At 45.8% G+C, this 26,168-nt stretch carries 21 protein-coding genes and 1 other RNA gene; 19 read left to right on the top strand and 3 right to left on the bottom strand.

Going from position 1 to position 26,168, the window contains the following annotated elements:
* Nucleotides 1-12: 12 nt before the first annotated feature.
* From AB4249_RS04290 to AB4249_RS04280, 3 genes are read right to left on the bottom strand one after another with little or no spacing between them, the layout of a single operon-like run.
* Nucleotides 13-603, bottom strand: coding sequence for a phosphoheptose isomerase (locus tag AB4249_RS04290; RefSeq protein WP_004729817.1), 591 nt, complete (start codon nucleotides 601-603; stop codon nucleotides 13-15).
* Nucleotides 604-605: 2 nt separating this feature from the next.
* Nucleotides 606-1,004, bottom strand: coding sequence for a YraN family protein (locus tag AB4249_RS04285; protein ID WP_017059277.1), 399 nt, complete (start codon nucleotides 1,002-1,004; stop codon nucleotides 606-608).
* Nucleotides 991-2,808 (bottom strand): penicillin-binding protein activator, encoded by a 1,818-nt coding sequence (locus AB4249_RS04280; RefSeq protein ID WP_372102372.1) that lies wholly within the window; start codon nucleotides 2,806-2,808, stop codon nucleotides 991-993. The genes AB4249_RS04285 and AB4249_RS04280 overlap by 14 nt, the downstream gene beginning before the upstream one ends.
* A gap of 61 nt (nucleotides 2,809-2,869) precedes the next feature.
* Here AB4249_RS04280 and rsmI point away from each other — a divergent pair, with 61 nt between their 5' ends.
* From rsmI to dapB, 19 genes are all read left to right on the top strand, one after another.
* A complete protein-coding gene (rsmI, locus tag AB4249_RS04275; RefSeq protein ID WP_017062903.1) occupies nucleotides 2,870-3,736 on the top strand; it encodes a 16S rRNA (cytidine(1402)-2'-O)-methyltransferase in 867 nt (288 codons plus the stop codon).
* Between the two features lie 195 nt (nucleotides 3,737-3,931).
* An RNA gene (gene rnpB / locus AB4249_RS04270) (RNase P RNA component class A) lies at nucleotides 3,932-4,371 on the top strand.
* A 228-nt stretch (nucleotides 4,372-4,599) separates the two neighbouring features.
* A complete protein-coding gene (rsmH, locus tag AB4249_RS04265; RefSeq protein WP_102421340.1) occupies nucleotides 4,600-5,550 on the top strand; it encodes a 16S rRNA (cytosine(1402)-N(4))-methyltransferase RsmH in 951 nt (316 codons plus the stop codon).
* A 3-nt stretch (nucleotides 5,551-5,553) separates the two neighbouring features.
* Nucleotides 5,554-5,871 carry a cell division protein FtsL gene (gene ftsL, locus AB4249_RS04260; RefSeq protein ID WP_010434716.1) on the top strand — a complete coding sequence of 106 codons (318 nt, stop codon included), beginning with the start codon at nucleotides 5,554-5,556 and terminating at the stop codon, nucleotides 5,869-5,871.
* Nucleotides 5,868-7,625 (top strand): penicillin-binding transpeptidase domain-containing protein, encoded by a 1,758-nt coding sequence (locus tag AB4249_RS04255; RefSeq protein WP_372102369.1) that lies wholly within the window; start codon nucleotides 5,868-5,870, stop codon nucleotides 7,623-7,625. Before ftsL ends, AB4249_RS04255 begins: the two co-directional genes overlap by 4 nt.
* An 18-nt stretch (nucleotides 7,626-7,643) precedes the next feature.
* Nucleotides 7,644-9,128, top strand: coding sequence for a UDP-N-acetylmuramoyl-L-alanyl-D-glutamate--2,6-diaminopimelate ligase (murE, locus tag AB4249_RS04250; RefSeq protein ID WP_372102367.1), 1,485 nt, complete (start codon nucleotides 7,644-7,646; stop codon nucleotides 9,126-9,128).
* Nucleotides 9,128-10,501, top strand: coding sequence for a UDP-N-acetylmuramoyl-tripeptide--D-alanyl-D-alanine ligase (gene murF / locus AB4249_RS04245; protein ID WP_372102365.1), 1,374 nt, complete (start codon nucleotides 9,128-9,130; stop codon nucleotides 10,499-10,501). Before murE ends, murF begins: the two co-directional genes overlap by 1 nt.
* Nucleotides 10,498-11,580, top strand: a complete 1,083-nt coding sequence (mraY, locus tag AB4249_RS04240) for a phospho-N-acetylmuramoyl-pentapeptide-transferase (protein ID WP_136973928.1) — start codon at nucleotides 10,498-10,500, stop codon at nucleotides 11,578-11,580. Before murF ends, mraY begins: the two co-directional genes overlap by 4 nt.
* Nucleotides 11,581-11,637: 57 nt before the next feature.
* Nucleotides 11,638-12,954: a UDP-N-acetylmuramoyl-L-alanine--D-glutamate ligase gene (gene murD / locus AB4249_RS04235; RefSeq protein WP_372102363.1), complete on the top strand. Its 1,317-nt coding sequence runs from the start codon at nucleotides 11,638-11,640 to the stop codon at nucleotides 12,952-12,954.
* A gap of 22 nt (nucleotides 12,955-12,976) precedes the next feature.
* On the top strand, nucleotides 12,977-14,173 hold the full coding sequence (gene ftsW, locus AB4249_RS04230) for a cell division protein FtsW (protein ID WP_065584711.1): 1,197 nt from the start codon (nucleotides 12,977-12,979) through the stop codon (nucleotides 14,171-14,173).
* A gap of 12 nt (nucleotides 14,174-14,185) precedes the next feature.
* Complete coding sequence (gene murG / locus AB4249_RS04225; RefSeq protein WP_102428619.1) at nucleotides 14,186-15,247, top strand: undecaprenyldiphospho-muramoylpentapeptide beta-N-acetylglucosaminyltransferase; 1,062 nt, start codon at nucleotides 14,186-14,188, stop codon at nucleotides 15,245-15,247.
* 13 nt (nucleotides 15,248-15,260) lie between these two features.
* Nucleotides 15,261-16,721 carry a UDP-N-acetylmuramate--L-alanine ligase gene (murC, locus tag AB4249_RS04220; protein ID WP_102428620.1) on the top strand — a complete coding sequence of 487 codons (1,461 nt, stop codon included), beginning with the start codon at nucleotides 15,261-15,263 and terminating at the stop codon, nucleotides 16,719-16,721.
* 278 nt (nucleotides 16,722-16,999) lie between these two features.
* On the top strand, nucleotides 17,000-17,692 hold the full coding sequence (locus tag AB4249_RS04215) for a cell division protein FtsQ/DivIB (RefSeq protein WP_004729846.1): 693 nt from the start codon (nucleotides 17,000-17,002) through the stop codon (nucleotides 17,690-17,692).
* Nucleotides 17,685-18,953: a cell division protein FtsA gene (ftsA, locus tag AB4249_RS04210; RefSeq protein WP_010434747.1), complete on the top strand. Its 1,269-nt coding sequence runs from the start codon at nucleotides 17,685-17,687 to the stop codon at nucleotides 18,951-18,953. The genes AB4249_RS04215 and ftsA overlap by 8 nt, the downstream gene beginning before the upstream one ends.
* 31 nt (nucleotides 18,954-18,984) lie before the next feature.
* Entirely contained in the window at nucleotides 18,985-20,214 is a 1,230-nt protein-coding gene (gene ftsZ / locus AB4249_RS04205) for a cell division protein FtsZ (RefSeq protein ID WP_372102361.1), read from the top strand.
* 96 nt (nucleotides 20,215-20,310) lie between these two features.
* Nucleotides 20,311-21,228, top strand: a complete 918-nt coding sequence (gene lpxC, locus AB4249_RS04200; RefSeq protein ID WP_010434751.1) for a UDP-3-O-acyl-N-acetylglucosamine deacetylase — start codon at nucleotides 20,311-20,313, stop codon at nucleotides 21,226-21,228.
* Between the two features lie 390 nt (nucleotides 21,229-21,618).
* Complete coding sequence (gene secA / locus AB4249_RS04195; protein WP_017066234.1) at nucleotides 21,619-24,345, top strand: preprotein translocase subunit SecA; 2,727 nt, start codon at nucleotides 21,619-21,621, stop codon at nucleotides 24,343-24,345.
* A 348-nt stretch (nucleotides 24,346-24,693) separates the two neighbouring features.
* Nucleotides 24,694-25,092 carry an 8-oxo-dGTP diphosphatase MutT gene (gene mutT, locus AB4249_RS04190; protein WP_017062897.1) on the top strand — a complete coding sequence of 133 codons (399 nt, stop codon included), beginning with the start codon at nucleotides 24,694-24,696 and terminating at the stop codon, nucleotides 25,090-25,092.
* A gap of 92 nt (nucleotides 25,093-25,184) precedes the next feature.
* Nucleotides 25,185-26,009 carry a 4-hydroxy-tetrahydrodipicolinate reductase gene (gene dapB / locus AB4249_RS04185; protein ID WP_020628676.1) on the top strand — a complete coding sequence of 275 codons (825 nt, stop codon included), beginning with the start codon at nucleotides 25,185-25,187 and terminating at the stop codon, nucleotides 26,007-26,009.
* Nucleotides 26,010-26,168: the final 159 nt, after the last annotated feature.

Below are 26,168 nucleotides of genomic sequence, written 5' to 3'. Positions count from 1 at the left end.
ATGCTCCGTATATCACTCTTCGTGAGCAGGGAAGAGTACTTGATCGATTAGGTCACATAGGCAGTGTAGTGTCACCATGTGTACTTCATGAATGCGCGCTGTACGGTGTGAAGGGATACGAATCTCTACATCGTGTTCACCAAGCAAACCTGCCATCTCACCACCATCTTTACCGGTAAAGGCGATAATTGTCATGTCGCGAGTTACCGCCGCTTCCATTGCCTTGATGATGTTCTTGCTGTTACCACTAGTCGAGATAGCCAACAGGATATCGCCAGTTTGACCAAACGCACGTACCTGCTTAGAGAAGATCTCTTCATAGTGGTAGTCGTTAGCCACAGCCGTTAGCGTGGTGTTATCTGCTGTGAGTGCCATCGCTGGAAGGCTAGGGCGCTCTGTTTCAAATCGGTTGAGTAGGCACGATACAAATTGCTGAGCATTCGACGCCGAACCACCATTACCACAACAAAGAATTTTGTTTCCGTTAAGCAAGGTCGCAACCATTGCTTGAGCGGCATGCGTGATTGCGTCAGGCAGAGCTTCTGCAGCCGCAATTTGGATTTGAATACTTTCTGTGAAACTTTCTTTAATGCTGTCTAGCATGTTTATCCTTGGGTAATCGCGTTTTGAATCCAGTCGATAGTGTCATTCGGCCCTTCAATGGCAACAATATCAAACCTGAAATCTGTAGAGTGCACCGACAAGCCTTGCTGCATAAGCCAAACATTGGCTGTTTTGAGCAGTTTCTGTGACTTCTTGGCAGTCACCATTTCAGCGGCATGTCCGTAGCGGGTTTGCTTGCGGTATTTTACCTCAGCAAACACAACCGTATTGTTATGGCGCATTATAAGATCAATCTCGCCACATTTTGCTATGAAGTTTTCTTCTATTAACGATAAACCGTGGTTAATCAGATAAGATTTTGCCACGGCCTCGTATTTATCACCCACTTGTTTGTGGGTGATGGTTGGTTTGGATAGGAACTTTCGGCTAAAAAGCCCCATGCTCTGCCCAGCTGATTTCACGTTGAACCACACAGTTGTTATCGATGGTTAGCACACCCGTTTCACCTGGAATGCTGTAACCTTGCACGGCTTTCATCTGTGGCAGTGCATCCATTAGATAGTATGCATCCATTCCTAGTGCTTGCAGACGCTTTTGGCCGTTTGAGTGCGCAGGCCATAGGTCGTTGAGCTCTTTATTAAGCTCGTTTTTATTCTCAACTAATAGTGGGATATCGCTGTAGAACACACCGGTTAGGTCTTCATACTGCTTATCACCGCTGTTGCTGCGTGAGTTTGAGAACAGAGCGGGTTGGCTCGCATCTGGGTTAATTGCAACTTCAATGAAGGGTTTGATTAGTGTTAGCTCTGAGTTCTTAGCCACAATGTAGACAGAATCGATATCACGACGGCTGCGTGGCTCGGTTTCTAGGTCTAGGTTCAGTAATCCGTCCATTTGAGCGATACGCTGTTGGCTCTCTTGCAAGCCGAATACCTGATTCACATTACGTTGCAGTTGGCGTTTGTCAGAGAACAAGCTGATAGCAACATCGTTGCTGCTGTATTTTTTCCACTCTTCTTTAAACGCTTGCTCAACTCGCTCACCTAAACGTCCTCTTGGCGCAAGGATAAGCGGGTACTTGTAGCCTTGAGCAAATAGGTGCTTCGCTGCCTGAGCGACTTCTTGCTCTGGCGATAGAGCGAGATAACAAATGTTAGTATCTGGTTCTAGTTGCGTTGGAATGTTCAGAGCTAAAGCTGGAATCGAGTTCTCGTGGTTTTTCTGCGCTTGCTGAAGTTTAGTTATGTTGCTCTTAATCAGCGGGCCAACGATGAAATCAACGTTGTTCTCTTCCAGTGTCGCTTTAATCTCAGCGGCACTTTGCACGTTGGTATCCATTACCGTCAGCGTTGCATCTTCTTCGCGCTCTTTGTCATTCATCATCGCAAAGATGAAACCGTCACGCACAAGTTGTGCTTGCTTGCCGTACTTACCGGTTAGAGGCAGTAATAGTGCAGTGCTGGTTGGCTTGCTGATCTCTAGTGCCAAGATGTCGGTGATCGCCTGAGGTGTGTAAGTAGCAGCTGGGTGCTGAGGATTCTCGGCTAACCAATCCGATAAGGTTTCCTGCAGGTTTGGAAGATTTGAGTTCAGCGTCTTCATGTAGATTGCCAGTTGTAACCAACCTGCAAGAACGTCTTCTGTAGGCGACGTCTTAAGCTCTAGAATCTCATATTGAGAATAGCTATTTAGGTTTTGCCAAATACGGTCGGCAGTTTGCTGTTGAAGCTCGTCGTCAGCCTCTAGGTACTCTGAATAGAGCACTAACTCACGGCTTGCCTCGAAATACTCACTCTTCATCTCTGAGATGTTCGCGCGTAGCTCGTGATAATCTTTCCACTGCTCGTTCGGAAGCTTCCACCAAGGCTGGAAGTTTAGTTGGCTATAAGCTTGATCTGGCTGTGAGTTATTCACCAGCAGCTGAGCGCGCGCTAATTGCCATTCCGCTTGTTGCGTTTCGCTCAGCTCTTGTTTTGCTAAGCGTTTAATCAGCAGAGTTGCTTGATCGGTTTTTCCAACTTGCACAGAAGCCTTAAGCGCCATGATTAACCAGTCGTTTTGTAGACTTCCTTTGCTACTATCCGCCTGCATCATGTAACTTTCAGTTGATTGCGCTGGATCTAGTGTAATATCAACGCTCGTTGGTGCTTGAGGACCTGAAGAACAAGCCGCCAATGTAATTGCTAATGCAATTGGAGTTAGTAAGCGTGGTACACTGAGTCTCTTATGGTTCATCGTTGCCATGAGTTCTTTAAATTCCGTATAAATTTGTATCTATATTAATCGTTGAAGTGATGGTAAACAAATGACAGATAACAAAACCTTGCTCACAGAGAGCCCAACTCTCTACATTGTGCCAACCCCAATCGGAAATTTGGGAGATATCACTCAAAGAGCAATTGAAATTTTATCAAGTGTCGATGTTATTGCAGCCGAAGACACACGCCACACGGGTAAGCTGCTTGCTCACTTCAATATATCAACCAGAACGTTCGCTTTACATGATCATAATGAACAAACTAAAGCGCAAGTTCTAGTCGAAAGGTTATTAGAAGGTCAGTCTATCGCATTAGTCTCTGATGCGGGTACACCTTTAATCAGTGACCCAGGTTACCATCTTGTCTCACAATGTCGTCAAGCGGGTGTGAGAGTTGTGCCACTTCCTGGTGCTTGTGCAGTGATTACGGCATTGAGTGCGTCTGGTTTACCGTCTGATCGTTTCAGCTTTGAAGGCTTTTTGCCGCCAAAGAGCAAAGGTCGTAAAGATAAGTTCCTAGAGATCGCGAAAGCAGAGCGCACGTGTATCTTCTACGAATCACCACATCGAATCTCAGATTCTCTACAAGATATGCTTGAGATCTTAGGCCCAGACCGTGAAGTTGTCTTGGCACGTGAGCTGACTAAGACATTCGAAACAATTCAAGGATTGCCACTGGGTGAGTTGATTGAGTGGATTGAAGAAGATTCGAACCGTAAGCGCGGTGAGATGGTGTTACTGATTCATGGTCATCGTGAAGAAGCGAGCACAGAACTGCCAGACGAAGCGACTCGTACTCTGGGTATCCTAACTAAAGAGTTACCTCTTAAAAAAGCGGCGGCAATGACAGCTGAAATCTACAACCTGAAAAAGAACGCGCTGTACAAGTGGGGCCTTGAGCACCTAGATGGTTAACGCTGAATAGATAAATAGCTGCTCAGTGTATAAGTCGCTAGAGTGCTATTTTAAAGCTTGTGAGGAATGAAGGTCGTCCCTTCATTCCTCTTTTTTTGTCTGGATTGTGTGAAATTCATGCGTTTACTTAGCGGTTTGCAGCATATTTGTGATCTCGCTAGACACTGCACTCTAATCTCTATACAATCCGCCCTCGGAGTTGAACGGGTAATCGCTGCTTTGCTGATGTCCTTCGGGAGACTGACGTTGAGGTCCTTCGGGAAACTGACGTTGAAGTCCTTCGGGAGACTGGCAGAGGGGAGGAACGTCCGGGCTCCATAGAGCAGGGTGCCAGATAACGTCTGGGGGGCGCGAGCCCACGACAAGTGCAGCAGAGAGAAGACCGCCGATGGCCTCATTTCTTCGGAAGAGGCACAGGTAAGGCTGAAAGGGTGCGGTAAGAGCGCACCGTGCGACTGGCAACAGTTCGTAGCAAGGTAAACTCCACCCGGAGCAAGATCAAATAGGCCCTCGCATTGCGCTGCTCGCGTATGGGGGCGGGTAGATTGCTTGAGCCTGTGAGCGATTGCAGGCCTAGACGAATGGTTACCACCGCGCAAGCGGAACAGAACCCGGCGTATGTGTCAACTCCACCTATATAAAGAACCCATCATTACTTAACGGTAGTGATGGGTTTTTTGCTTTATATTGACGTAAATTATTTAGATTTCCTTAAAATCTTTCACCCTGATATAAGCTTGGGTCAAAAATTCCAAATGCCTATACACAATATGGTGGAGATACAGCGTGAAATCAGTACACTAAAACGTTAATAGAACAAATTATTGCCGAACTAATGGCTCAATCCACTCACTGAGAAGACTATGACAGAAGCATTCAAACATATTTCAGTATTGCTTAACGAATCTATTGACGGACTTGCGATCAAACCTGACGGTACCTACATCGATGGTACTTTTGGCCGTGGTGGGCACAGCCGTACAATCCTGTCTAAACTGGGCGAGAATGGACGACTCTTTAGTATTGACCGCGATCCACAAGCGATTGCAGAAGCGCAAAAGATTGATGACCCTCGTTTTACGATTATTCACGGCCCGTTCTCAGGTATGGCTGAATATGCGGAGCGTTATGACTTAGTCGGTCAAGTGGATGGTGTGTTACTGGATCTAGGTGTTTCTTCACCACAGCTAGATGACGCTGAGCGTGGCTTTAGCTTCATGAAAGACGGTCCGCTAGACATGCGTATGGATCCAACGACGGGTATTCCGGTTTCTCAGTGGCTAGTTGATGCGGATCTTGATGACATCACATGGGTTATCCGTGAGTTCGGTGAAGATAAACACGCTCGTCGTATCGCGAAGGGCATCATTGCTTATCAAGAGAACGAAGAGAACGAACCGTTAACACGTACTGGCCAATTGGCTAAGCTTATCTCTGATGTCGCTCCAAAGAACTTTAAAGAGAAAAAGCACCCAGCGACACGTGCTTTCCAAGCATTTCGTATCTACATTAATAGTGAACTTGAAGAGATCGATACCGCACTGAAAGGCGCTGCAAGTATTCTTGCTCCCCAAGGTCGTATCTCTGTTATCAGTTTTCACTCTCTTGAAGACCGTATGGTGAAGCGCTTCATCCGTAAAGAGAGTCAAGGCCCTCAGGTACCTCATGGTTTACCATTAACAGAAGATCAAATTAAAGCTTTAGGCAGTGCCGATCTAAAACCAATTGGTAAAGCGATCAAGCCTTCTAAAGGTGAAGTGGATGAAAATACTCGTTCACGCAGCTCAGTACTACGAATCGCAGAAAAGCTGTAGTCAATGAAGACCTCCAAGCCTAACTTAGCCAAGATAATATTTTTTGATTTGATCTCCGTGGGTAAGGTCCCATTGGTGATTCTTATCTGTATCTTTGCGAGTGCGATGGGGGTCGTTCTTACGACACATATGTCACGTCAGGCGATTACGCAAAAAGACATGGCATTAGTCGAACGAGAGCAGCTAGATGATGAGTGGCGAAATTTAATGCTTGAAGAGACAGCTTTGGCTGAACACAGTCGCGTTCAAGCATCGGCAAAACGAGAGTTAGACATGAAACGTCCAGACTCTGATAAAGAAGTTGTGATCACACTGAAATGACCGGTAAAAAGGAAAAATCACCCGCGAAAACCGTTAATAAATCAACGAAAAAGCGTGTGAAGAGCGAAAAGGATTCGGATCCAGTTCTGATAAAATGGCGTTTTAACGTCGTTATTGCTTTCGTGTTTCTTGCCTTTGCTGCACTTGTTGGTCGTGTGGCTTATATACAAATCATTGAACCAGATAACTTAATTCGTCAGGGCGACCTTCGTTCGGTGCGTGTTAAGGCTATTCCTTCTGCTCGTGGCATTATTTCTGATCGCAATGGTGAGCCACTTGCTGTCAGTGTTCCTGTTGAAGCGGTATGGGCTGACCCGAAAACCATTTTCGATAAAAATGGTATGGCTCAAATTGATCGTTGGTATGCGTTAGCTGATGTACTTGGCCTAGAACGACAACCGATGATCGATAAGATCTCTAGTAACAAATCCCGCCGATTTATTTATCTTCAGAGACAAGTTAGCCCTGCGATGGCTAAATATATCCGCGATCTTAAACTCGTGGGTGTGGGGCTTAAAGCTGAATCTCGTCGTTACTACCCTGCAGGTGAAATCAGTGCTCATCTTATTGGTGTAACCGGTATCGATGGTCATGGTCTTGAAGGTGTAGAGCGCAGTTATGATCAGTGGCTCACTGGTGAAGCGGGTAAACGTACCATTCGTAAAGATCGCTATGGACGCGTTGTCGAAAATATTGCCTTAGAAGAGCGTGAAGAAGGCAAGCCATTAGAATTAACCATCGACCAACGATTACAGGCCATTGCTTATCGAGCGATCAAGCAAGCGGTGGCCGATCATAAGGCGACTTCAGGCTCTGCGGTACTGCTCGATGTAAAAACAGGTGCCGTGTTAGCCATGGTCAATGCGCCATCTTACAACCCGAATAACCGTGCTGACCTACAAAGCTTTAAGATGCGAAACCGCGTATTAACCGACGCCATGGAACCTGGCTCTACCGTGAAACCTTTTGTGGTTTTAGCGGCGCTAGAGAACGGCACCGCAGACCCAGATGTCGTTATTGATACTGGCAACGGTATTATGCAGATCGGTGGTAGTCGTGTGCGAGATTCGTCTAAAGTGGGTAAGGCTGACTTAGCGTTGATCCTCAAAAAGTCGAGTAACATAGGTGTTGCGAAATTAGCGCTTAATATGCCACTCGAAGCCTTGCTTGGTATGTACAGCTCGGTTGGTCTAGGTGAGATGTCTGGGCTGAATTTGGTTGGTGAAACGAGCGGTATTTTCCCGAATCGCCGTCGCTGGTCAAAGTTTGAGATTGCGACCTTAGCGTTTGGTTATGGTTTGTCTGTTACACCGATGCAGTTGGCCCATGCGTATGCGACGCTAGCCAACAAAGGCATGTATGAACCGATTCATATTATTAAGAGTAACGACCAAGACTTTTCTAAGCAGATCATCAAGCGCGAGAACGCTGAACTGGTTTTGAATATGCTCGAAGGGGTGACTCAAAAAGGCGGCACAGCAACAAGAGCGGCCGTTCCTGGTTACCGAGTTGCAGCAAAAACGGGTACTTCTCGTAAGGCTGAAGCTGGCGGATACAGCGACGAATACATTGCGATTACTGCAGGTTTTGCCCCGGTTAGTGACCCAAGAGTCGCGCTGGTTGTTGTGGTCAATGAGCCTCAAGGTGACCTTTACTATGGCGGTTCAGTTGCTGCCCCCGTTTTTTCTGAAATCATGAAGGGTGCATTGCAAATACTGAATGTCCCTGCTGATGAAAACAAGTTTCAAGAATAGAGCCAATCAGGATTCAATATGAGTAATAGCCTCACGCTGTCATCTTTACTTTCTCCTTGGAGTGACTTTAGTTCACCTGAGCTGGATGCGATTGCCGTTGAACAGTTGGAGTTGGATAGTCGTGCCATCAAAGACGGCGATATTTTTGTTGCTGTAGTTGGGCATGCTGTTGATGGCCGTCGTTTCATTGACAAAGCGGTCTCACAGGGAGCCAATGCCGTTATCGCACAAGCTGATGCTGAAAAGGCCCATGGTCTGATTGAGTGGTTGGATGCTGTTCCGGTTGTTTACATTAAAGACCTTAACTTGGTGTTATCTGAGTTGGCCGGTCGTGTTTACTCGTCTCAGGCGACTAAGCTGATTGGTGTTACCGGCACCAATGGCAAAACCACTATCACCCAATTGATTGCTCAGTGGCTAGATTTAGTCGGCCAACGCTCTGCGGTAATGGGCACCACGGGTAACGGTTTTCTAGACAACCTTAAAACGGCGGCGAATACGACCGGTAGTGCGATTGAAATACAACGTACGCTGAGTGAGTTGGCTGAAGAAAACGCTGTTTATACCGCGATGGAAATCTCGTCTCATGGTTTGGTTCAAGGCCGAGTTAAGGCATTGGATTTTGAGGCTGGTGTATTTACTAACTTGAGCCGTGACCACTTGGATTACCACGGCACGATGCAAGAGTACGCTCTGGCTAAGAAGAGCTTGTTTACTCAGCATAAGTGTAAGCACGCTGTGATTAATGTTGATGATGAAGTCGGTAAAGCTTGGATGGCTGATCTGTCCAATGCAGTAGCTGTGTCATTGCTTCCGTTATCGGGCTACCAGCAGTCAGTATGGGCATCGAATGTTGCTTATGCAGAGACGGGTATCAAACTCGCTTTTGATGGTAGCTGGGGGCAGGGACAACTGTCTGTTCCTTTAATTGGCCAGTTCAACGCATCAAATGTATTGGTTGCTTTCGCGACCCTACTTGTACTAGGCATCGACAAGCAAACCTTGATCGACACAGCACCTCAATTGCAACCTGTTATTGGTCGCATGGAATTGTTCCAAGTACCAAACAAAGCGAAAGTGGTTGTCGACTACGCGCATACACCTGACGCATTAGAGAAAGCATTGGCAGCACTACGTGTACATTGCTCTGGAAAGCTATGGGCAATCTTTGGCTGCGGTGGTGATCGAGATACAGGCAAGCGCCCAATGATGGCGGTTACCGCAGAGCAGTTCGCCGATAACATTATTATTTCAGATGACAACCCTCGCAGTGAAGACCCGGCATTGATTGTTAAAGACATGCTGGCAGGTTTAAGTGAGCCTGAAGTCGCCTTTGTTGAACACGATCGCTACCAAGCGGTTAAGTTCGCGCTTGAGCAGGCAGGCAGCAATGACATTATTCTTTTGGCTGGTAAAGGCCATGAGGATTACCAAGTATTAAAAGACGAAACGATCCATTACTCAGATCGAGAATCTGCGCTTCAACTTTTAGGTATTTCATAATGATTGATGTATCACTCGAACAGATTTGTTCAGCGGTCAGCGGTGAGTTGATTGAGGCTGGTAACTCAAACAATGCCGTAATTAATGCCGTTTCTACCGACACTCGCACCGTTGAAGAAGGTGCATTGTTTGTTGCTATCGTCGGAGAACGTTTCGATGCGCATGACTTTTGTCATCAAGCGGTTGAGGCAAATGCGAGTGCGTTGTTAGTCGAACGAAAACTTGACCTAAATATTACTCAAGTTGTTGTTGAAGACACTAAACTTGCTTTAGGTCAGCTAAGTGCTTGGATCCACAAACAATGTGATGTGCCAACCATGGCGATAACAGGAAGCTGTGGCAAAACAACCGTCAAAGAGATGGTGGCGAGCATTCTGCAACAACGTGGCAAGGTGTTGTTTACTGCGGGTAACTTCAATAATGATATTGGTGTACCACTAACCTTACTGCGCAGTGAGCCCAATGACGACTATGCCGTGATAGAACTGGGCGCGAACCATATTGGTGAAATCGCCTATACCACGCAACTTGTGAAACCGCAGGTGGCGTTGGTGAATAACGTAGCTGCCGCGCATCTAGAAGGCTTTGGCTCAATTGATGGTGTTAAACAAGCGAAAGGTGAAATCTTTCAGGGGCTTGCTGCCGGTGATACTGCTATTGTTAATCTAGAAAGCAACGGTGGCGACTTTTGGAATGAAGTACTCGCAGATAAAACGGTACTGACATTTTCAGAAAGCGACAGTACGGCAGATTACTTTGCTAAGAATATTCGCATTAATGAGCAGGGCGAAGCTTGCTTTGAGATGCAAACGCCGCAAGGCGCTATACCGGTTGAGCTTGGCATTATTGGTCAGCATAACGTAGCGAATGCGTTGGCTGCAGCAGCGTTGAGTATCCAGTTTGGTGCCACGCTTGAAGAAGTAAAAAATGGTTTAGCGAATCTTATCTCTGTCAAAGGACGAGTTGAGGTTCAACAATTAAGTCAGAATATCAAGCTGATAGATGACAGTTATAACGCTAGCGTACCTGCGATGAAGGCGGCAGCCAAACTGCTGTCGAGCTTCAAAGGTCAGCGTTGGTTGATTTTAGGCAATATGGCTGAATTAGGCGACGAAAGCCTTGCACTTCACCGTCAAGTCGGTGAATATGCTGCCCCATTCGCTTTTGAGCATGTACTCACTTACGGTGATGATACCAAGGTGATTAGTGAGGTCTGTAATGGTACCCACTTTGCAACGCATCAAGCGATGATCGCGCACATAGAGCAGCACTTATGCTTGCCAGAAAACGCGTCACATACCTTGTTGGTAAAAGGCGCCAATAGTGCAGGAATGAGTAAAATAGCCGCTGCTTTAAAGGAGAACTTTTCATGATAATTTGGCTTGCAGAGCTACTACAGCCACACCTTTCTTTTTTCCGTTTGTTCGAATACCTATCGTTTCGTGCAATCGCGAGTATTTTGACGGCTTTATGTCTGTCGCTGTGGATGGGACCTCGTTTAATTGAGCGTCTGCAAATGCTGCAAATTGGCCAAGTTGTTCGTAATGACGGCCCAGAATCTCACTTCAGTAAGCGTGGTACACCAACCATGGGTGGTGTGATGATCCTTGCTGCGATCATCATTACGGTCTTACTTTGGGCTGACTTATCAAACCCTTACGTTTGGGCCGTACTTGTCGTGCTAGGCGGTTACGGTGCAGTTGGTTTTGTTGATGATTATCGTAAAGTCGTTCGTAAGAACACTGATGGCTTGATTGCGCGTTGGAAGTACTTCTGGCAATCGGCTATTGCATTGGTTGTGGCGTTTGCTCTGTATGCTCATGGGCAAGACACTGCTGCGACACAATTAGTGGTGCCTTTCTTTAAAGATGTGATGCCACAACTTGGTTTACTGTACATTGTTCTAACTTACTTTGTTATTGTGGGTACCAGTAACGCGGTGAACCTAACAGACGGCCTAGATGGTTTGGCGATCATGCCAACGGTGATGGTTGCTGCTGGTTTTGCTGTGATTGCTTGGGCGACAGGTAACGTTAACTTCGCAGCATATCTACACATTCCATACATCCCATACACTTCTGAGCTTGTGGTTGTATGTACTGCTATCGTCGGTGCAGGCCTAGGTTTCCTATGGTTCAACACCTACCCAGCTCAAGTATTCATGGGCGATGTTGGTTCGCTAGCACTGGGCGGTGCATTGGGTGTGATTGCTGTGTTAGTTCGCCAAGAATTGGTACTGGTTATCATGGGCGGTGTATTTGTAATGGAGACTCTGTCAGTGATTCTGCAGGTGGGCTCTTACAAATTGCGTGGTCAGCGTATTTTCCGCATGGCACCGATTCACCACCACTATGAACTGAAAGGTTGGCCAGAGCCGCGTGTTATCGTGCGTTTTTGGATCATCTCAATGGTATTAGTACTGGTTGGCCTAGCGACACTGAAAGTTCGTTAATCCTGTGTGAGCCTCTGAGTAGGGGCTCTTTAAAACTATTAAGAGCATCTTGTTTAAATGGAACGTTGGCAAAATATTCAAAATGTAGTGGTTGTGGGGCTCGGTATTACCGGGCTCTCTGTCGTTAAACATCTCGTAAAATATCAACCTCATACGCATGTGAAGGTCATTGATACGCGAGAGCTACCACCAGGAAAAGAATCTTTACCTGAGTCGGTAGAGCTACATTCTGGAAGTTGGAATAGCCAATGGTTAGCGGAAGCTGATTTGGTGGTAGCTAACCCAGGTATCGCACTCGCGACCCCTGAAATACAAGATGTTATTCAAGCGGGAACTCCGGTTGTTGGCGATATTGAACTGTTTGGCTGGGCGGTAGACAAACCCGTTGTGGCTATCACGGGTTCTAACGGCAAGAGCACCGTGACCGATCTTACTGGCGTACTTGCAAAGGCGGCAGGTTTGAATGTCGGTGTGGGTGGCAACATTGGTATCCCTGCCTTAGATCTTCTAGAGCTCAACGCTGATTTATATGTTCTTGAGCTTTCAAGTTTTCAGTTAGAAACTACATCGAATTTAAAACTTGCCGCTGCGGCATTCTTAAATCTGTCTGAAGATCATATGGATCGCTATCAAGGCATGGCTGATTACCGTGAGGCCAAGTTAAGAATCTTTAATAACGCGCAGTGTGCGACTGTTAATCGTGAAGACAAAGAGACTTACCCTGACCAGACAATGCCATTGTTGACTTTTGGCCTAGATAACCAAGAGTTTGGTGTATCAACGATTGATAGTACTGAGTGGTTGGTCGATCACGGTAAACCTGTCCTTGCTACCCAAGATTTAACATTGGTTGGACGTCACAATGTGGCGAATGCGTTAGTCTCACTTGCACTATTGAAGCAAGTTGGTATCGACTACAGCAAAAGTCTTGATGCTTTGAAGGCCTATAACGGTTTGACGCATCGTTGCCAAGTCGTGGCTGACAAGCGCGAAATCAAATGGGTTAATGACTCCAAAGCAACGAATGTAGCCAGCACATTGGCAGCCCTGTCTGGGTTGGAGTATCAAGGTACGTTATATCTTTTGGTTGGCGGCGTTGGTAAAGGTGCTGACTTTAGTGAGCTTGAACCAGTATTGGCGCAACTTGAGCGTGTTCAGCTGTGTTGTTTCGGTGAAGATGCAGATCAATTCATGCCTCTGCACCCATCGGCACAAAAGTTCGATACCATGCAGCAGATAATCGAATCTATCTCGCCACAGCTGGTGGCTGGAGATATGGTGATGCTGTCTCCGGCGTGCGCAAGCTTCGATCAATTTAATAATTTCATGGCAAGAGGTGATGCGTTCACTGAGCTTGCTCATGAGTATGCTTAACGTGTTGAAGGACTAACATTCAGTGCAAAGAGTCAAAGAGATTAATCAATCCATCTGGCAGTGGCTAAACCGTGCTACTCCCGAGGCGCTTTACGATCGTCAATTGGTGTGGATTGCTCTTGGGCTAATGCTGACAGGTTTGGTGATGGTGACGTCTGCTTCGTTCCCCATCAGTGCTCGTTTAACCGATCAGCCGTTTCACTTTATGTTCCGTCATGCCATCTTCCTTGTATTGGCGTTAGGTGTCTCTAGCGTCATATTGCAAATCCCGATGCAACGCTGGTTTCAATACAGTATGTATCTACTGGGCTTGTCCTTCTTCTTGCTGATTGTGGTATTAGCCGTCGGTAAGTCGGTTAACGGCGCATCGCGTTGGATCCCATTAGGGCTATTTAACTTACAACCCGCTGAAGTCGCCAAGTTATCGCTGTTTATCTTTATGGCGGGCTACTTGGTTCGGAAGCAAGATGAAGTGAGAAAAACCTTCTTCGGTGGTTTTGGTAAACCGATCATGGTATTCGGCGCTTTTGCCGTGCTGCTGCTAGGCCAGCCCGATTTAGGTACTGTGGTCGTAATGCTAGTGACCCTGTTCGGCATGCTATTCATTGCTGGTGCCAAGCTTTCACAGTTTATCGCCTTGATGGTGGCAGGTATTGCCGCGGTCGTCGGTTTGATTGTTATAGAACCTTATCGTGTTCGACGTGTTACCTCATTCTGGGAACCTTGGAACGACCCGTTCGGCAGTGGTTACCAGTTAACTCAGTCATTGATGGCGTTTGGCCGTGGTGATTGGATGGGGCAAGGGCTTGGTAACTCGATTCAAAAACTCGAATACTTACCAGAAGCGCATACCGATTTTGTATTTGCTGTGTTGGCTGAAGAGCTTGGCTTTGTCGGTGTTACCTTAGTATTAATGTTGATCTTCAGCTTGGTGTTAAAAGCCATTCTGATAGGTAAAAAAGCCTTTGAACACGATCAAGTGTTCAGCGGCTATCTGGCTTTTGGTATTGGTATTTGGTTTGCGTTTCAGACGCTTGTTAACGTAGGTGCTGCATCTGGCATCGTTCCGACCAAAGGTCTAACCCTACCGCTAATCAGTTATGGTGGTTCGAGTTTAATTGTTATGTCTGTGGCGGTATCAATGCTGCTGCGCATTGACCACGAATGCCGAATGCAACAAAAAGAACAAGCTGATAGTCAAAACGAATTAGTAGAATAAGAATCTAACGTGATGAAACAAAACAAAAAACTTATAGTGATGGCTGGTGGTACTGGCGGTCACGTTTTCCCAGGGTTAGCAGTAGCGAAAAAGCTTCAGCAACAAGGTTGGGAAATTCGCTGGTTAGGCACAGCAGACAGAATGGAAGCGGATTTAGTGCCAAAGCATGGCATTGAAATCGACTTCATCAAAGTGAAAGGCCTGCGTGGTCAAGGCATTAGCAAGTTAATTAAAGCGCCGTTCCAGATTATTAATGCCATACTTCAAGCAAGACAACACATCAAAGCATGGCAGCCTGATGTGGTACTTGGTATGGGTGGCTACGTGAGTGGCCCGGGTGGTATCGCGGCATGGTTGTCTGGCATTCCAGTGGTTCTCCATGAACAAAATGCAGTGGCAGGTTTAACCAACCAATGGCTGTCTAAGATTGCTAAAAAGGTTTTCCAAGCTTTCCCTGGTGCGTTTCCTACTGCAGAAGTGGTGGGTAACCCAGTACGCGAAGATGTGGTTGCCTTAGCTGAACCCGAGCAACGCATGGCTGAGCGTGATGGTGACATCCGCATCTTGGTTATGGGCGGCAGTCAGGGCGCAAAAATCCTAAACGATACCTTGCCAGTAACGATGGCGCAGCTTGGTGAAGGCTTCACTGTGATGCACCAAGCGGGTAAGAACAATCAACAACAAGTTATTGAGCAATACAAATCACATTCTGTTGGTAATGTTCAAGTGACTGAATTTATTGATGATGTGGCGCAAGCTTATGAGTGGGCAGATCTATTAGTGTGTCGCTCAGGTGCATTAACCGTATCAGAAGTGTCTGCGGCAGGTGTCGGTTCTATCTTCGTTCCGTTTATGCACAAAGACAGACAACAAGCGTTGAATGCCGACCATTTAGTTGAATGTGGCGCAGCGTTAATGATTGAACAGCCTCAACTAACGGCTGATAAGCTAGCGAACACTATCGCGCAGCTTGATAGAAATGAATTAAAAATGATGGCAACAAAAGCTCGTCAAGCCGCCAAGCTTGATGCTGATGTGACCGTCGCTGAAGCGATTAAAGCTTTAGCAAAATAATGAGATTGAATTGATGACGATTGAACATACCCAAGACTTAGCGCAAATCCGTGCAATGGTGCCAGAGATGCGCCGTGTTAAATCTATCCACTTCATTGGTATTGGTGGTGCCGGAATGAGCGGGATTGCTGAAGTCTTGCTAAATGAAGGCTACCAGATCACGGGTTCTGATATTGCTCAAAACCCAGTGACTGATCGTTTAGTTAGCAAGGGTGCGACCGTTTATATCGGTCACCAAGCGAGTAACGTTGCCGACGCAAGTGTGGTGGTTGTTTCAACCGCTATCAACGAAGAAAACCCAGAAATTATTGCAGCTCGTGAAGCGCGCACACCGATCGTTCGTCGTGCAGAAATGCTGGCTGAGCTGATGCGTTTTCGTCACGGTATTGCTGTGGCAGGTACGCACGGTAAAACAACCACGACTGCGCTAGTGACACAGATTTACTCGGAAGCCGGCCTAGATCCAACCTTCGTAAACGGTGGTTTGGTTAAAAGTGCTGGCACTAACGCACGTTTAGGTTCAAGCCGTATTCTTATCGCTGAAGCCGATGAGAGTGATGCTTCATTTTTACATCTGCAACCTATGGTTAGTATCGTAACTAACATTGAAGCGGATCATATGGATACCTACGGCGGCGATTTCGAAACGCTAAAGCAGACATTTATCGATTTCCTACACAACCTGCCGTTCTACGGCCAGGCTGTGATGTGTGTAGATGATCCTGTTGTACGTGAACTTATCCCTCAGGTGAGCCGCCAAGTGATTACTTACGGCTTCTCTGAAGACGCTGATATCCGCATTGAAAACTATGTACAACAAGGTCAGCAAGGCAAGTTTACGGTTGTTCGTAAAGGTAAAGCCAATCTCGATATTACGTTGAACATTCCCGGTCGCCATAACGCACTGAACGCATCAGCGGCGATTGCGGTTGCAACAGAAGATGACATCAGCGATGAAGCGATTCTAAAAGCGATGGCTGGAACGGAAGGCACTGGCCGTCGTTTCGATCACCTTGGTGAATATGAAACGGGTAAGGGTGTTGCAATGCTGGTCGATGATTACGGCCATCACCCAACCGAAGTTGATGTCACCATTCAAGCTGCACGAAGTGGTTGGACTGATAAACGTCTTGTGATGATCTTCCAACCGCACCGTTATAGCCGCACTCGCGATCTGTATGATGACTTCGCGAACGTTCTTGAGCAGGTTGATGTGCTTATTCTGTTAGATGTTTATTCTGCAGGTGAGAAACCTATTGCAGGGGCTGACGGACGCTCGTTAAGTCGAACTATTCGTGGGCGTGGTAAGATTGATCCCATCTTTGTTGCTGATATCAACACGCTGCCGTCGGTTTTAGCCAACGTTATTCAAGGCGGAGACCTTGTTTTAACACAGGGTGCTGGTGATGTTGGTCGTGTAGCGAAGCAACTTGAATCGCTACAATTAGACATTAATAAGATGCAAAACGCGTAGCAGAATACTGTATACAGACTGTGGTTGATCGCTCACTTCTTGCGATTGACCTAAAATTGACCAAAAATCTTATTATCAACGTTTGATAGTTTGATTTTGCTCAGTATAATTCATAGGTTAAAGTAAGTGCTTTTACCTCTATTACGAAGATAGGGAATAGAATTGCGAACCAACGACAGGGAATGCGGGCTTTGGTAGAAAGTACTTTTAGCGAAAACCGCCACCTATTCAGTTTACCATCGCTAAAGAAACACGCTGTAGGCGGGTCTTTTTTTGTCATGGTACTGCTATTCATTGGATTTCTTTTCTATACCACACTGACTTGGATGTGGGACGATCAGCGATTGCCTCTCTCCAAAATAGTACTTCAAGGCGACTTAACTTACGTAACTGCTGGTGATGTTCAACATGCCTTTGGCGAGCTAGAGCATATTGGAACGTTCATGTCGCAAGACATCGGTGTGTTGCAAGACAGTTTAGAAGCGTTACCTTGGGTTTCAGTGGTGTCCATTCGTAAGCAGTGGCCAGACACAATAAAAGTATTTTTGACTGAGTATCATGCAGCAGCAATCTGGAACGGTAACATGCTGTTAAATGATAATGGTCAGGTGTTTAATGGTGATATCGGTCTTTTGAAGGGCGATAGAGTCAAGCTTTACGGCCCAGACGGCACCAGCCAAAAAGTGATAGAAAAGTGGCGACAAATAACTCCTTTGATTAACAATCTAGGGTTAACCGTTACCTCGCTCGTTCTCAATGAGCGTCGCGCTTGGCAAATAATCCTAGATAACGGTATCCGTTTAGAACTAGGTAAAGATTCTTTAGATGAGCGTGTTGAACGCTTCATTTCGCTTTACAACGAACTTGGTAGTAAAGCGAATCAAGTGAGCTACATCGACCTCAGGTATGATACGGGAGCCGCTGTAGGCTGGTTTCCAGAGCAAGAGTTAGAAGAGAGCACAGATGACTAAGACCGCAGATGACAACATAATCGTTGGTCTTGATATAGGCACTGCGACCATATCAGCTCTGGTTGGTGAAATATTGCCTGATGGTCAAATCAATATCATTGGTTCTGGGCAAAGCCCATCCAGAGGTATGGATAAAGGTGGTGTAAACGACCTAGAGTCGGTAGTTAAGTCGGTTCAGCGAGCTATTGATCAAGCAGAGTTGATGGCGGAATGCCAAATCAGCAATGTATTTATCTCGCTATCGGGTAAACATATCGCAAGCCGAATTGAAAAAGGCATGGGCACTATCTCTGATGAAGAGGTGTCTCAAGACGATATGGATCGAGCGATCCATACCGCGAAATCAATTAAAATAGGTGATGAGCAGAGAATTCTGCACGTGATCCCACAAGAATTTACCATTGATTATCAAGAAGGGATTAAGAACCCACTTGGCTTATCTGGTGTTCGAATGGAAGTCAGTGTTCACCTAATTTCTTGCCATAGCGACATGGCGAGAAACATTATTAAAGCTGTTGAACGATGTGGTCTCACAGTAGAACAAATCGTGTTTTCAGGACTTGCCTCAAGCAATGCGGTAATTACTGAAGACGAGAGAGAGCTTGGAGTATGTGTTGTCGATATCGGTGCGGGTACAATGGATATTTCCATTTGGACTGGCGGCGCACTTCGACACACAGAAGTCTTTTCCTACGCAGGAAATGCAGTAACCAGTGATATTGCCTTCGCTTTCGGCACGCCAGTGAGCGATGCTGAAGAGATAAAAGTAAACCATGGTTGCGCTCTGAGTGAACTCGTAAGCAAGGATGATTCTGTTAACGTCCCAAGTGTTGGTGGTCGCCCATCGAGAAGTTTGCAACGACAAACTTTGTCGGAAGTGATTGAACCACGTTACACTGAACTTATGGGTCTCGTTAACCAAACTATTGATACGGTTCAATTACAGCTACGAGATGAAGGTATTAAACACCACCTTGCAGCTGGCGTCGTTCTCACTGGTGGAGCGGCACAAATTGACGGATTGGTAGAGTGTGCGGAACGTGTTTTCCGCAATCAAGTTCGAGTTGGTAAGCCGTTAGAAGTTAGTGGCTTAACTGACTATGTTAAAGAGCCGTATCATTCTACGGCGGTTGGTTTACTTCATTACGCAAGAGATTGTCAGATCAGTGATGAAGGTGATTACAGCGAACCTAAGCGTTCAGCACCTTCTATGTCTGGTTTATTTGGCAAATTGCGTAATTGGATACAAAAAGAGTTTTAACCTGAGTTGCAGGAAAAAACGGAGATAACACATGTTTGAACCGATGATGGAAATGTCTGACGATGCAGTAATTAAAGTCGTTGGAGTTGGTGGCGGTGGCGGTAACGCTGTTGAGCACATGGTACGTGAATCAATCGAAGGCGTAGAATTCATCAGTGTTAACACTGATGCACAAGCACTTCGTAAAACAAGCGTGAGCAGCGTGATCCAAATTGGTGGTGATATCACTAAAGGTTTGGGCGCTGGTGCAAACCCACAAGTAGGCCGTGATGCAGCTCTCGAAGATCGAGAAAGAATTAAAGAAGTTCTAACTGGCGCCGATATGGTATTTATCGCAGCTGGTATGGGCGGTGGTACTGGTACAGGTGCTGCTCCAGTTATTGCTGAAGTTGCGAAAGAGTTGGGTGTGCTAACGGTTGCTGTTGTAACTAAGCCATTTAGCTTTGAAGGCAAAAAACGTTTAGCGTTTGCTGAGCAAGGTATTGAAGAGCTTTCTAAACATGTGGATTCTTTAATTACGATTCCAAATGAGAAGCTACTTAAAGTACTTGGCCGCGGCGTAACTCTGCTAGAAGCTTTCGCAAGTGCCAATGATGTACTTAAAAACGCTGTACAAGGTATCGCTGAGCTAATTACTCGCCCTGGTATGATTAACGTCGATTTCGCGGATGTTCGCACCGTAATGTCTGAGATGGGTCATGCAATGATGGGTAGCGGTATCGCAAAAGGTGAAGACCGTGCTGAAGAAGCTGCTGAAACGGCAATTTCTAGCCCACTACTAGAAGACATCGACCTAGCTGGCGCACGTGGCGTTCTTGTGAACATCACAGCAGGCCTAGATATGCGTCTAGATGAATTCGAAACAGTAGGTAATACAGTTAAGGCATTCGCATCTGATAACGCAACAGTTGTGATTGGTACTTCTCTAGACCCTGATATGACGGATGAAATCCGTGTAACTGTTGTAGCAACAGGTATCGGCACAGAGAAAAAACCAGACATTACATTAGTTGCTGGTGGTAAAGCTAAGGTTGCACCAACTCCTCAACCACAGGTAGCGGCTCAAACTGCACCAAAAGTGGAAGAGAAAGTGGCACAACCATTGCAAGAAAAAGCTGAGGTTAAACCTCAAGTTAAGCCGCAGCCAACAACGTCACCTGTTTCTTCAGGTACAGGCGCTAGCCAAAGTGCAGCACCTAAGGCTGAGAAAGAGAGTGGATACTTAGATATTCCAGCATTCTTACGACGTCAGGCTGATTAACAAATACCCAAAATTTGACTATCGTCGAATTAATGGTAAAATTCGCGGTCGGTAAATACTGACCGTGATTTGTAGCACTGATAACGAGGCAAGCAGATGATCAGACAACGTACTCTGAAAGAAATTGTGAAAACAACTGGTGTGGGTCTCCACTCTGGTCGTAAAGTCACACTTACTCTTCGCCCGGCAGCTGCAAATACAGGTATTGTTTATCGTCGTACAGATGTAAATCCACCTGTAGATTTCCCAGCTGATCCAGCGTCAGTTCGTGACACTATGCTATGTACAGCTCTTGTTAATGACGAAGGCGTACGTATCTCTACAGTGGAACACCTTAACGCAGCTTTAGCGGGTATGGGCATCGACAACATTATTGTTGAAGTAGATGCACCTGAGATCCCAATTATGGATGGTAGCGCAAGCCCATTCGTATACTTGCTACAGCAAGCGGGTGTAGAAACACTGAATGCAGCGAAGCGTTTTATTCGTATCAAAAAGCCTATCCGTTTTGAAGATGGCGATAAGTGGGCAGAATTTGTTCCATTTAACGGCTTCCGTATGGACTTTGAGATCGACTTTAACCACCCAGCTATTGAATCTGATGAGCAACGTTTGTTGTTTGATTTCTCTTCACAAGGTTTTGTGAAAGAAATTTCTCGCGCTCGTACTTTCGGCTTCATGCGCGACATTGAGTATCTACAATCTCAAAACCTAGTACTTGGCGGTAGCTTTGATAATGCTATCGTACTGGACGAATACCGAATTCTTAATGAAGAAGGTCTACGTTTTGACAATGAGTTCGTAACTCATAAAGTACTAGACGCGATTGGTGACTTGTACATGTGTGGACACGCTATTATTGGTGAGTTCCGTGCATACAAATCAGGTCACGGCCTAAACAACCAACTACTACGTGCAGTACTTGCTGACGCAGAAGCTTGGGAATGGGCAACATTCGAAGAAGAAGTAGGCTCTCCTGTTGCATTTGCTGAGCCAGGAATGGTTCTAGCGTAATTGTTGTTTACAGCAATATAAGATTTCGAAAACCAGGTCATTGACCTGGTTTTTTTGTATCTATTTTCCAGATACAGTGTCGTCAACATCCGAAAGTTGTCTCCCAATGAGCTGCAGTCTGGCTAATCCATCAGCAATTAGAAAGAAAAGTTCCAAGCACATCAAACAAATGGGGTTATAAATGGTTGTTGGTGTGAAAATTACTTACACTAAAGGGCATTAATTTTAACTCAAGCCTTGAAAACTCTACTCTCAAGTACAATATCAAAGATACTAGATTTATCTCAGTATCCTTGGTTAGTAACTGAAGACTAGTTCATAGCTAGTAGAGACACTGACGGCATTTAAAATAGATCGCGGACGATCTGAGAACGAAGAGATTCCAAGCACATGATTACTAAGCTGCTGACAAAGGTAATTGGCAGTCGCAATGACAGAACACTGCGCCGCCTTAGAAAAATTGTAAAAGAAATTAATAACTACGAACCAACGTTTGAAGCTCTTTCAGACGAAGAGCTAAAAGCAAAAACGGTTGAGTTTCGTGAGCGCTTAGATAAAGGTGAATCGCTAGACCAACTTCTACCTGAAGCATTTGCTACGGTACGTGAAGCGTCTAAGCGTGTTTACGGCATGCGTCACTTTGACGTGCAAATGATTGGTGGCATGGTTCTAAATGCTGGCCAAATTGCAGAAATGCGTACTGGTGAAGGTAAGACTCTTACAGCAACCCTACCAGCTTATCTTAACGCCCTACCTAGCAAAGGTGTTCACGTAGTAACGGTGAACGACTACCTAGCGAAGCGTGATGCGGAAACAAACCGCCCATTATTTGAATTCCTTGGTATGACTGTTGGCGTAAACGTGCCAAACATGGCTCCACCAGAGAAGAAAGAAGCGTACCAAGCGGATATCCTATACGGAACAAACAACGAGTTTGGCTTCGATTACCTACGTGACAACATGGCTTTCCGTGCTGAAGATCGTGTTCAACGTGAGCGCTTCTTTGCTGTTGTCGATGAGGTTGACTCAATCTTAATCGATGAAGCTCGTACTCCACTTATTATCTCTGGCCCAGCTGAAGATAGTTCAGATCTTTACACGCGTATTAACACGTTGATCCCTAACCTTGAGCGCCAAGATAAAGAAGATTCTGAAGAGTACCGTGGTGAAGGTCACTACACCATGGACGAGAAATCGAAACAGGTTCACCTGACTGAAAACGGTCAAGAATTTGTAGAAGAGCTAATGGTCAAAAACGGCCTGATGGAAGAGGGTGACACGCTTTACTCTCCAACTAATATCAGCCTATTGCACCATGTTAATGCAGCGCTGCGTGCACACGTACTGTTTGAGAAAGACGTCGACTACATCGTTACTGAAGAAGGCGAAGTGGTTATCGTTGATGAACATACTGGTCGTACTATGCCAGGTCGTCGTTGGTCTGAAGGTTTACACCAAGCTGTTGAAGCTAAAGAAGGTGTGAAGATTCAGAATGAAAACCAGACGCTAGCATCGATTACATTCCAGAACTTCTTCCGTCTATACGAAAAACTGTCAGGTATGACAGGTACAGCCGATACAGAAGCTTTCGAATTTCAGTCTATCTACGGCCTAGAAACAGTGGTTATCCCAACCAACAAGCCTATGGTTCGTAACGATATGCCAGATGTGGTTTATCGTACCGAAGAAGACAAATTCAATGCGATCATTGAAGACATCAAAGACCGTGTAGCTGCTGGTCAGCCATCATTGGTTGGTACGGTTTCTATCGAGAAGTCTGAACTACTGTCTAACGCACTGAAAAAAGCAAAAATTAAGCACAGCGTTCTAAATGCTAAATTCCACGAAATGGAAGCAGAGATCGTTGCACAAGCTGGTATGCCGAGTGCGGTAACTATCGCAACTAACATGGCTGGTCGTGGTACCGATATCGTATTAGGTGGTAGCTGGCAGGCACAAGTTGAGAAGCTAGAGAATCCAACCAAAGAGCAGATCGAGAAGATCAAAGCTGACTGGAGAGTAATCCACGATAAAGTGCTTGAGTCAGGTGGTCTGCACATCATTGGTACTGAGCGTCATGAATCTCGCCGTATCGACAACCAGCTACGTGGTCGTTCTGGTCGTCAAGGTGATGCGGGTTCTTCTCGTTTCTACCTATCAATGGAAGATTCTCTGCTACGTATCTTCACATCGGATCGTATGGCTGGTCTTATCCAAAGTGGTATGGACGAAGGCGAAGCGATCGAATCTAAGATGCTTTCTCGCTCAATTGAAAAAGCACAACGTAAAGTTGAAGGTCGTAACTTCGATATTCGTAAGCAGCTTCTTGAGTACGATGATGTAGCCAATGACCAACGTAAAGTGGTTTATGAGCTTCGTGATGAACTGATGAGCTCTGACGATATCAGCGAGATGATCGAACACAACCGTGAAGATGTATTGGCATCAGTGATTGATGAATACATCGCACCTCAGTCTCTTGAAGATATGTGGGATATCGCGGGTCTGCAAGATCGTCTGAAGAATGACTTCGATCTAGACTTTGATATTCAAGGTTGGTTAGACGAAGACGACAAGCTTTATGAAGAAGCATTGCGTGAGCGTATTCTTGCTATGGCGGTTGATTCGTACAAACAGAAAGAAGAAGTGGTTGGTGCTCAAGTACTGCGTAACTTCGAGAAATCTGTGATGCTACAAACGCTAGACGGCCTTTGGAAAGAGCACTTGGCTGCGATGGATCACCTTCGTCAAGGTATCCACTTACGTGGTTATGCTCAGAAGAACCCGAAACAAGAGTACAAGCGCGAGTCGTTTGAACTGTTTGAAGGCCTACTAGATGTACTGAAAACAGACGTTGTTACCATCCTTTCTAAAGTGCGCGTTCAGCAACAAGAAGAAGTTGAAAAGATGGAAGCTCAACGTCAAGCTCAAGCTGAAGAAGCGGCGCGTCGTGCACAAGCGCAACATGCAACAGCTGAAAACCAGCTAGCTGACGATGAAGCTGAAGCGGCATCTCCACAAACGGTAGTGCGTGACGAGCGTAAAGTTGGCCGTAACGAGCCATGCCCATGTGGTAGCGGTAAGAAGTACAAGCAGTGTCACGGTAAAATCGCGTAAGTTTAATGAATCGTTGCTGTAGCGCATGATAGCTGCGTTGGTGGTACTCACTTACAGTCGTAAGCTCCGTGCCACCGCCTTGCTCTCATACACTACAACTTAGCTTCATAAAACTAACAAATAGAATATAAAGAGTCGCTTAGGCGGCTCTTTTTGTATGTAAATTTCATGGCTTACTTTGTTACGCAAGGAAGTTGTCATTCCCTATAGCGAGGAGCGAGCGTAGTAGGGAATCTTGTTTAGTTAGGCTCGCGTAGTTTTAGATCCCCAACTCAGTCGTTCCTCTTTCTTGAGGATGACGTATTTAGGGACTATGTGAGTTCAGCGTTTTATTAAGGAACACCATCAATGAAAAGAATCCATATCGTAGCGGGTATTATCTTCAATCAAGATAAGTCACAGGTCTTTATCACTAAGCGTCCAGATGACAAGCACAAAGGTGGCTTCTGGGAATTTCCAGGTGGCAAGGTTGAAGAGGGCGAAACTATTGAGCAAGCGATGACTCGCGAGCTTGATGAAGAGGTCGGTATCAAGGTGACCGAGCAGTCTCTGTTTGAGCATCTTGAATTTGATTACACGGATAAGTCACTTAAGTTCGATTTCATTCTCGTGACTGATTTTGAAGAGCAGCCTTATGGTAAAGAAGGTCAGCAAGGTGAATGGGTAAGCCTAGAATCATTGAATCAATACGCCTTCCCAGAGGCAAATGTGCCAATTTTAGAGCGAGTAATAAAAGAGTTTTCGTAATTGCTAGCCTGAGTTTGAGATTGTTGTTAGTTTAAAGAGATTAATCGATTGAACGTTGCTGCAAGAGATAAGTGGCAACGGTAACCAAAACAATGGAGATATTCGCAGTGGTAAGAATTGCAATTGCAGGAGCAGCGGGCCGCATGGGCCGCAACTTGGTGAAAGCCGCTCATCATAATTCAGAAGCAAGTGTTGGAGCTGGTTCAGAGCGTCCAGAGTCATCTTTGGTCGGCGTAGATGTCGGCGAGTTATGCGGTGAAGGTCGTTTTGATGTTGCTTTAGTCGATGATTTGTCTAAAGCCATCGAAGAGTTTGATGTGATTGTCGATTTTACTGCCCCTGTTAGCACATTAGCGAATATTGAACTTTGTAAACGTCACGGTAAAAAACTGATCATCGGTACAACGGGCTTCTCTGAAGAAGAGAAGCAGGTGATTGATGCTGCTTCAAAAGAGATGGCTATCGTAATGGCACCTAACTACAGCGTTGGTGTGAACCTGGTCTTTAAGCTGCTAGAGAAGGCCGCTAAAGTGATGGGCGATTACTGTGATGTCGAGATCGTTGAGGCTCATCACCGTCATAAAGTCGATGCACCGTCAGGTACTGCGATTGGTATGGGCGAAGCTATTGCGGGTGCTATGGGCAACGAGCTGAACGATGTAGCTGTATGGTCACGCGAGGGTATTACTGGCGAGCGCACTAAAGATGAGATTGGTTTCGCGACGATTCGTGCCGGTGACATTATTGGTGAACACACCGCTATGTTTGCTGATATCGGTGAACGAGTGGAAATTACCCATAAAGCCACTGATCGAATGACCTTTGCTAATGGCGCAATCAAGGCCGCGGTTTGGTTAAATGATAAACCAGCAGGCTTTTATACCATGACGGATGTGCTTGGTTTGAATGACCTATAAATAGATATTTATGCGCTGGCAATTGCCGGCGCTTTCTTTATTTGGTGCCTTTTCCTTAGTAATCTCACTTCTCCGATCTTCCTTCTACTTTCTTCTTATCGCCTTTTTGACTCCATTTCTATGCTGTTTATGTGGTCTTTAGTATGTTTTTTGTTTTAG

The organism is Vibrio sp. 10N.261.55.F4, assembly GCF_041470465.1.
GTDB classification, from domain to species: domain Bacteria; phylum Pseudomonadota; class Gammaproteobacteria; order Enterobacterales; family Vibrionaceae; genus Vibrio; species Vibrio crassostreae_C.
The sequence above is the reverse complement of the archived record's forward strand: the minus strand, read 5'-3'. Positions and strand labels throughout refer to the sequence as shown.